Here is a 534-nt window from a genome sequence, read left to right on the forward strand (position 1 = left end):
AACGCCAGAGCAAGCCAAAGCGATGGCGAAAGGCGAGCAACAACAGCTGTTCGCTTTTTGTTTCGAGATGTACCAGAAGCAGATGAAGGCGTACAACGCGCTCGATTTTGACGACCTGATCCTTCTGCCAGTATTGCTGCTGCGTAATAATGAAGAAGTGCGTCAGCGTTGGCAAAATCGCATCCGCTATCTATTGGTTGATGAATACCAAGACACCAACACCAGTCAGTATGAACTGGTCAAATTGATTGTGGGTGAGCGCGGTCGCTTGACCGTCGTGGGTGATGATGACCAATCGATTTATTCGTGGCGTGGTGCCAAACCGCAAAACTTGGTGCTGCTCGGGCAAGATTACCCGAACCTGCGCCTGATCAAGCTGGAGCAGAACTATCGCTCGACCAGTCGAATTCTTCGTGCTGCAAACATTTTGATTGCCAACAACCCGCACGTGTATGAAAAATCACTGTTCTCAGAGATTCCTGACGGCGAAAAACTGAAAGTGTTGCTAGCCAAGAACGAAGAGCACGAAGCAGA

At 49.4% G+C, this 534-nt stretch carries 1 protein-coding gene; it reads left to right on the plus strand.

What is annotated here, in order from left to right; translation table 11 throughout:
- The coding region (locus R8N49_RS29975) for a UvrD-helicase domain-containing protein (RefSeq protein WP_318190808.1) at positions 1–534 on the plus strand (534 nt) is incomplete at both ends.

The sequence above is a fragment of the Vibrio sp. 1978 genome, assembly GCF_033344345.1.